This is a genomic window from Coleofasciculus sp. FACHB-712 (assembly GCF_014695635.1).
Lineage (GTDB): Bacteria > Cyanobacteriota > Cyanobacteriia > Cyanobacteriales > FACHB-T130 > FACHB-T130.
On sequence record NZ_JACJOQ010000151.1, the window covers coordinates 1 to 6,088 of the forward strand.

Here is a 6,088-nt window from a genome sequence, read left to right on the forward strand (position 1 = left end):
AAAATCCAACATCCAACATCTGAAATTGATATGAGCAGTACGATAACGCCTCCTAAACCTGATATCCGGTTGCAGCCAGAGGCAGCGGGTAAATCTAATGCCGGTGCTGCATCCAGCCTCGTCAGTGACTTTATTCAAGAAACTCTGGCTTTAACGAAGCGCTTATTCATTCAATTGCAACGGCGTCCTTCGACTCTCGTGGCGGGAATTATCCAGCCTTTAATGTGGTTGGTTCTATTCGGGGCGCTGTTTCAAAATGCTCCTCAAGGCATTTTTGGCAATGATTTGAGCTACGGGCAATTTCTCGGTGCCGGGGTGATTGTTTTTACCGCCTTTGCCGGGGCACTGAATGCTGGATTGCCGGTGATGTTTGACCGGGAATTTGGCTTTCTCAACCGCTTATTAGTCGCTCCTCTGGCATCCCGATTTTCGATTGTTGCTGCCTCATCTATCTATATTGTGACGCTGAGCTTAATCCAAGCGGCAGTAATTGTTGCAGCTAGCGCTTTTCTGGGAGCCGGTTTACCTAATCTTTTAGGCTTGGGCGCGATCGCATTGATTGTTCTGTTGCTGGTTCTGGGTGTCACCGCTTTGAGCTTGGGTTTAGCTTTTGCTTTGCCCGGTCACGTCGAGCTGATTGCTGTAATTTTTGTTACTAACCTGCCTTTACTGTTTGCCAGTACAGCCCTCGCCCCTTTATCCTTCATGCCCAATTGGTTGCAGGTTGTTGCAACTCTCAATCCCCTCAGCTATGCGATTGAGCCAATTCGTTATCTGTATCTCCACAGTGATTGGGCACTCAGTAGCGTGGTAATGCAAGCTCCTTGGGGCACTGTAACTTTTGGCACTGCCATATTGGTGCTTCTCGGTTTTGATGCAGTAATATTATTAGCAATTCAACCACTGCTGCGTCGTCGGTTTGCTTAAGAATCGTCTTGAGTAATGAGTACCAAGTCTTGAGTGAGTTTTGAGTTATAAAGTTGAACATAGAGATCAATTTTTTCGTCTTTATTCAAAACTCAAAACTCACAACTTTCGTAGCGTGTTTCGCCCCAAATTGTCATGAATAAAAAAACTAAACTGGTTCTCGGTGTTCTGGCTGGCATGGGATTCGCCTCCTGCTTGCTGCCTCAATTGACTCTGGCTCAATCAACCCTGTCGCAACCAGGAGCGGTCAGTCCCGCAGACACTTTCCAAGAGCAAAATACAGACCCATTTTCTCGGACGAATAACGGCGGTGCGTCTGGTGTCTTTGACTTGATGCATCGAGCCACCTTGGGCAACATTCGCAGTATGGACGAGTTTAATACTGACCAGAAGAATAATCTGAATACTGCCGCCGATCAGTTCCGACGTCAACAACTACAACTTCTTGGTACTCCCAATCAGGCAGCACCTGTAGCACCTGTCACTCCAGTAAACTCAGTAACACCCGCCTCTTCGACGCCATAACTAATCAGTATTCAAATAGTCCTGTGATTGAGAAGCCCGATTTCCTTAAGGAAACCGGGCTTCTCGGATTATTTCTAGAGACTAAAGTCGTCGGCTCAAGAAGCCAGTGCCGCTAAGATATCCTGAGCATGACTACCCGTGTTGACGCTGGAATCAACGTGAACGATCTTGCCAGTGCCATCAATCACGTAAGTTACGCGCTGGGCATAACCGCTACTTCCTTCAACGTCATAAGCTTTGATAATGCTGCCATCGACATCTGCCAGTAGGGGAAAAGGCAAATTGAACTTCTCGGTGAATTTCTGGTGAGACGCTTCATCATCCTTGCTAACGCCCAAGACTACAATATCTTTGCCTTGATAGTCTGCATAGGCATCTCGAAAGCTACAAGCTTGTTTGGTACAGCCGGGTGTATCATCTTTGGGATAAAAATACAAAATCACAGTTTTTCCTGCCAAATTAGACAACGAGACAGTGTTCCCATTGGTATCTTTGGCGGTGAAAGTGGGTGCCGTTGTACCGACTGCTAGAGCCATAAATTCTATTTCCTGCTCAGTTATGATTGTTTGGTGAAAATCAAATTTTACAATATTTTAAAATTCCGCTTGGGCTAAGCTAAGGTGGATGACGGCAGTCAGTCTCCTAACGAGACGCGCCGGAGAGCGTCTACAGCTAAAACCATAAAGCTTGTGGGTGCGATCGCTAAAAGTCGGTTAATAAATAATCGATATTGACTAGATGGCAATTTTTAATCCTCTGCTGTTTCCTGAAATTAGATGAAGAGATGAATTCTGTTGAGGCAAAAAACTCCCAGTCGATTCAATATTCCCCTGGCAGTGTATCCCGTGCCGAACGGGCGATGCGCTGTTCGCCCTTCCTCCTGCCTTTGTTTGCAGCGATGCGCTCAACCAGCGTTCCCCTGCAAGCGATCGCGGGTGCTTCAGGCGTCCAACACCAGTACACCCGCCATCCTGTGCGGGAACTAGGCGCAGAAAGTTCTCTGTTGTGGCTGATTCAAGTAGGCATTCTGCGGCGAGAGGTGGATGGTCAAGGAATCACCGATAGTTTTCGCCTCACGCCTTTGGGACGCCAATTGGTTGAAAAATGGGAACTTCAGGGTGGTTCGTGGCCTGCCCCCTCTCTTAGCGATCGCTTCTATAATGCCTTAAATCGTTGGTTCCGGTTGTTTTGAGGACTGAGGACTGAGGACTGAGGACTGAGGACTGAGGACTGAGGACTGAGGACTGAGGACTGAGGACTGAGGACTGAGGGCTGAGGACTGAGGACTGAGGACTGAGGACTGAGGACTGAGTAAGAATTTTTCCCTGCCCCTCTGTTTTGTGCCTTTCGCGTGCTTGCCTGCTTGCCTGCTCTTCCCTATAACCCCAAACTATTAAAATGAAAGCGATTATGGTCGTGGGAACCACATCCCACGCAGGAAAATCTCTACTAACCGCAGCACTTTGCCGGATTCTATCTCGGCGCGGCTGGCGAGTATCTCCCTTTAAAGCGCAGAATATGGCGCTGAATGCTTACGTAACGCCCACTGGAGGAGAAATTGGTTATGCCCAGGCAGTCCAAGCTTGGGCTGCGGGAGTCACGCCCTGGGTGGAGATGAACCCAATTTTACTTAAGCCCCAAGGGGACATGACTTCCCAGGTGATTATCAAGGGCAGATCCGTCGGGCAAGTCGGTGCTGCGGAGTACTACGAGCAGTATTTTGATATAGGTTGGCAGGCAATTGAAGAATCGCTGCAACGTCTTTCCGAAGAATTTGACTTACTGGTCTGTGAGGGAGCGGGTAGCCCAGCGGAGATTAACCTTAAGCACCGCGACATGGCGAATATGCGGGTAGCGAAGCATTTAAATGCCTCAACCTTGCTGGTCGTGGATATCGACCGGGGGGGCGCTTTTGCCCATGTAGTGGGTACTCTGGAGTTGCTGGAGAAGGAAGAACGGGCGCTGATTAAGGGGATTGTCATTAATAAATTCCGAGGACAGCGATCGCTCTTAGACTCCGGCATCACCTGGCTAGAAGAACGCACCGGCATTCCCGTTGCAGGTGTCATTCCCTGGATCGATCAAGCTTTGCCCGCCGAAGATTCCCTAGATTTGTTTGAGCGTCGCACGACCAAATCTCACAGCGATCTCACCATTGCCATCATCCGCCTTCCCCGGATTTCTAACTTCACCGATTTTGACCCCCTAGAAGCAGAATCCAGCGTTACGGTGAAATACATTAGCCCCAGAGAGCCCTTGGGACATCCGGATGCCGTGATTATTCCAGGTTCCAAAACCACTATCGCTGACTTGATGCTGCTGCAAAAAACCGGCATGGCGCAGGCAATTCAAAATTACGCGGCAGCAGGCGGGACTATTCTGGGAATCTGCGGCGGTTTCCAGATGCTAGGCAAATTTTTAGCCGATCCTGAAGGAATTGAAGGCGAAACCGGACGTTACAAAGGTCTGGAATTGTTACCCGTAAAAACCGTAATTACCGCCCAAAAAATTGCCCGCCAACGACTCGTAACTTCTAACTATCCTCAAACTGGTTTACCCGTCGCCGGTTATGAAATCCATCAAGGGCGCACGCGGCTGTTGGATTCAGAGGAAGGAATGGGGGCATCCGGACACGCACCCAAGCAATACTCCTACAAAACCCTATTTGACGATCCCAGTTTAGGGATTGTCGATGCGACTCAATCCGTTGTGGGCACTTATCTCCACGGTCTTTTTGATAATGGCCCTTGGCGAAGAGCCTGGTTAAATCACCTAAGGCAGCAACGGGGACTTCCATCCCTCCCCACAGGCGTCGCCAACTACCGCGAACACCGAGAAACCATTCTGGATTCGCTGGCAGATACGGTGGAAGCTCACCTAGATTTAAACCCTATTTTGTCTTAAGGCATGGGTAATGGGTCATTGCTTTTCACCCATTACCCATTAGCAAATACCCATTACCCATTACCAACTACTGATGAGCGTAAGTGTACTTTTTTTACCTGACGAGATTGCGGTTGACGCTGAGGTAGGAGAAGCGTTATTACAGGTAGCAGAACGGGCTGGGGTGTTCATTCCCACCGGGTGCCTGATGGGTTCGTGTCACGCCTGCGAAGTGGAGGTAGCGGACGGACATACCATCTGTGCTTGTATCACAGCAGTACCGGCAGGGTGCGAACAATTAACAATCAATCTCTACGTTGACCCCGCCTGGTAGCAAACTACACACAGGGTTGGGCCGTTAATGGAATATTTGCTTTACGGATTAGCAGTCTATGGGTTGCTAGTAGCGTGCCGCTACTTGATTTTTTTTCAGCGACTTTTAGGCTTGACTCTACAGTACATCGATTACGAAATTCGGAGCGGCGAGGAAATCCCTGCTTATATCAAAGATTTATTTGAGATTCCGTTGCCAGAACTTGAAAAGCTAGGGTTTCAGTTCCATTCCTATTTCAGCTTTAATGACATTTACCTGGATGTCTCGAAAAGCTGGGGGATGGTGCTATACAACGAGGCATTTAAAACATTCGCTAATGTAAACATTCGTAGCCTACCGGAATCGGTGAGGCTGTTTACGATCGAGTTTCTTACGTTTTTTGAGGATGGTCTCCTATTACACACGATGAATGGACAAGCTTTCGGGGTGATTGGAGAAATACCCAATACCATTCTCCAAGATCCTTACGCGGTGGAAACCCAAGAGCAGTGGCAAGCCCATCAAGACAAACTTGAGCATTTGGCACTTACAAAAACGCCCGTCGCGATGTCATCAAAAGCGTTTATTGAGACATTGCGATCGCATCATGTCACCTACATAGACAGCTTGGTGAAATCAGGGCAGCTATCACCGATTAAAGGAACGCCACTGCTAGAACTTAATCTTAGTGCTGCGATGAAAACAGCGATTAAGCTGGGGCGGGATAGCGGCAAGTATACAACTCTGGTCAAAAAGTGGACGCAAAAGGCAAAAACAGAACCCTATCGGTATGTGGAGATTCCTTCGGCGGTAGAAGTTGAGGGATTCCGCCGGATGGAACGAATCGAACGGGGACGCGCCAGAAAGGGGATAAAGTCTTGGTTGTTGCTTGGCAGTTTGGTTGTGTTTGCTATCTCCTTCACGCCGTTTTTCGACTTGCAGACACTGCTGATTCTCATCGGCGTCCTGTTTTTGCACGAACTAGGACACTTTTTGACGATGAGAGGGTGCGGCTATAAAGATACGTCGATTTTCTTCCTACCCTTATTTGGTGCTGCGGCTTCCGGACGCAAAGACAATGCTACGATTTGGGAAAAATTTCTAGTTTTGCTGGCGGGGCCGGTTCCGGGAATAATCTTAGGAGTTGCGATCGCGTTGGCAATTCCTGATTCTCTCCAGCGTTCCTTAGGGTTGCAAGAGGTAATCAGCTTTCTGGTGATTATTAACTACTTCAATCTACTTCCTATCTTGCCCTTAGATGGAGGACGCATCCTAGATTTATTAATATTTTCCCGCCATCCCTACACCGATGTTCTGTTCAAACTTTTCGCAGTTGGGTTGCTAGTTTTTATCGGCATGAGTCCGGGGACTGGTATTTTTCTTTTCCTCGGATTTTTGATTGCGTTTAGCATCCCTGCTAGCTTTCGCAGTGCCAAGATT

General features: G+C 48.4%; 8 protein-coding genes. 6 read left to right on the forward strand and 2 right to left on the reverse strand.

Annotated elements, in window-relative coordinates; genetic code table 11:
* Positions 1-30: 30 nt before the first annotated feature.
* Together H6F50_RS03975 and H6F50_RS03980 are read left to right on the forward strand one after the other, a co-directional pair.
* Positions 31-927, forward strand: a complete 897-nt coding sequence (locus tag H6F50_RS03975; RefSeq protein ID WP_190426577.1) for an ABC transporter permease — start codon at positions 31-33, stop codon at positions 925-927.
* Between the two features lie 135 nt (positions 928-1,062).
* A complete protein-coding gene (locus H6F50_RS03980) occupies positions 1,063-1,452 on the forward strand; it encodes a hypothetical protein (RefSeq protein WP_190410969.1) in 390 nt (129 codons plus the stop codon).
* 95 nt (positions 1,453-1,547) lie between these two features.
* On the opposite strand, the gene H6F50_RS03985 is transcribed toward H6F50_RS03980, so the two are convergent.
* On the reverse strand, positions 1,548-1,988 hold the full coding sequence (locus H6F50_RS03985) for a peroxiredoxin (RefSeq protein WP_190426580.1): 441 nt from the start codon (positions 1,986-1,988) through the stop codon (positions 1,548-1,550).
* A 248-nt stretch (positions 1,989-2,236) separates the two neighbouring features.
* Here H6F50_RS03985 and H6F50_RS03990 point away from each other — a divergent pair, with 248 nt between their 5' ends.
* Positions 2,237-2,644, forward strand: coding sequence for an Npun_F0494 family protein (locus H6F50_RS03990; RefSeq protein ID WP_190426582.1), 408 nt, complete (start codon positions 2,237-2,239; stop codon positions 2,642-2,644).
* Here H6F50_RS03990 and H6F50_RS03995 read toward each other — a convergent pair.
* Entirely contained in the window at positions 2,595-2,879 is a 285-nt protein-coding gene (locus H6F50_RS03995; RefSeq protein ID WP_190426585.1) for a hypothetical protein, read from the reverse strand. The genes H6F50_RS03990 and H6F50_RS03995 overlap by 50 nt on opposite strands.
* Here H6F50_RS03995 and cobQ point away from each other — a divergent pair.
* The 3 genes from cobQ to H6F50_RS04010 all read left to right on the forward strand — a co-directional run.
* Positions 2,851-4,356, forward strand: a complete 1,506-nt coding sequence (cobQ, locus tag H6F50_RS04000; protein ID WP_190410966.1) for a cobyric acid synthase CobQ — start codon at positions 2,851-2,853, stop codon at positions 4,354-4,356. The two genes, H6F50_RS03995 and cobQ, sit on opposite strands and share 29 nt — an antisense overlap.
* 73 nt (positions 4,357-4,429) lie before the next feature.
* The gene (locus tag H6F50_RS04005; RefSeq protein WP_190410965.1) at positions 4,430-4,669 is read left to right on the forward strand and encodes a 2Fe-2S iron-sulfur cluster-binding protein; all 240 of its coding nucleotides are present in this window, start codon (positions 4,430-4,432) and stop codon (positions 4,667-4,669) included.
* Positions 4,670-4,696: 27 nt separating this feature from the next.
* The coding region (locus tag H6F50_RS04010) for a site-2 protease family protein (protein ID WP_190426588.1) at positions 4,697-6,088 on the forward strand (1,392 nt) is incomplete at its 3' end.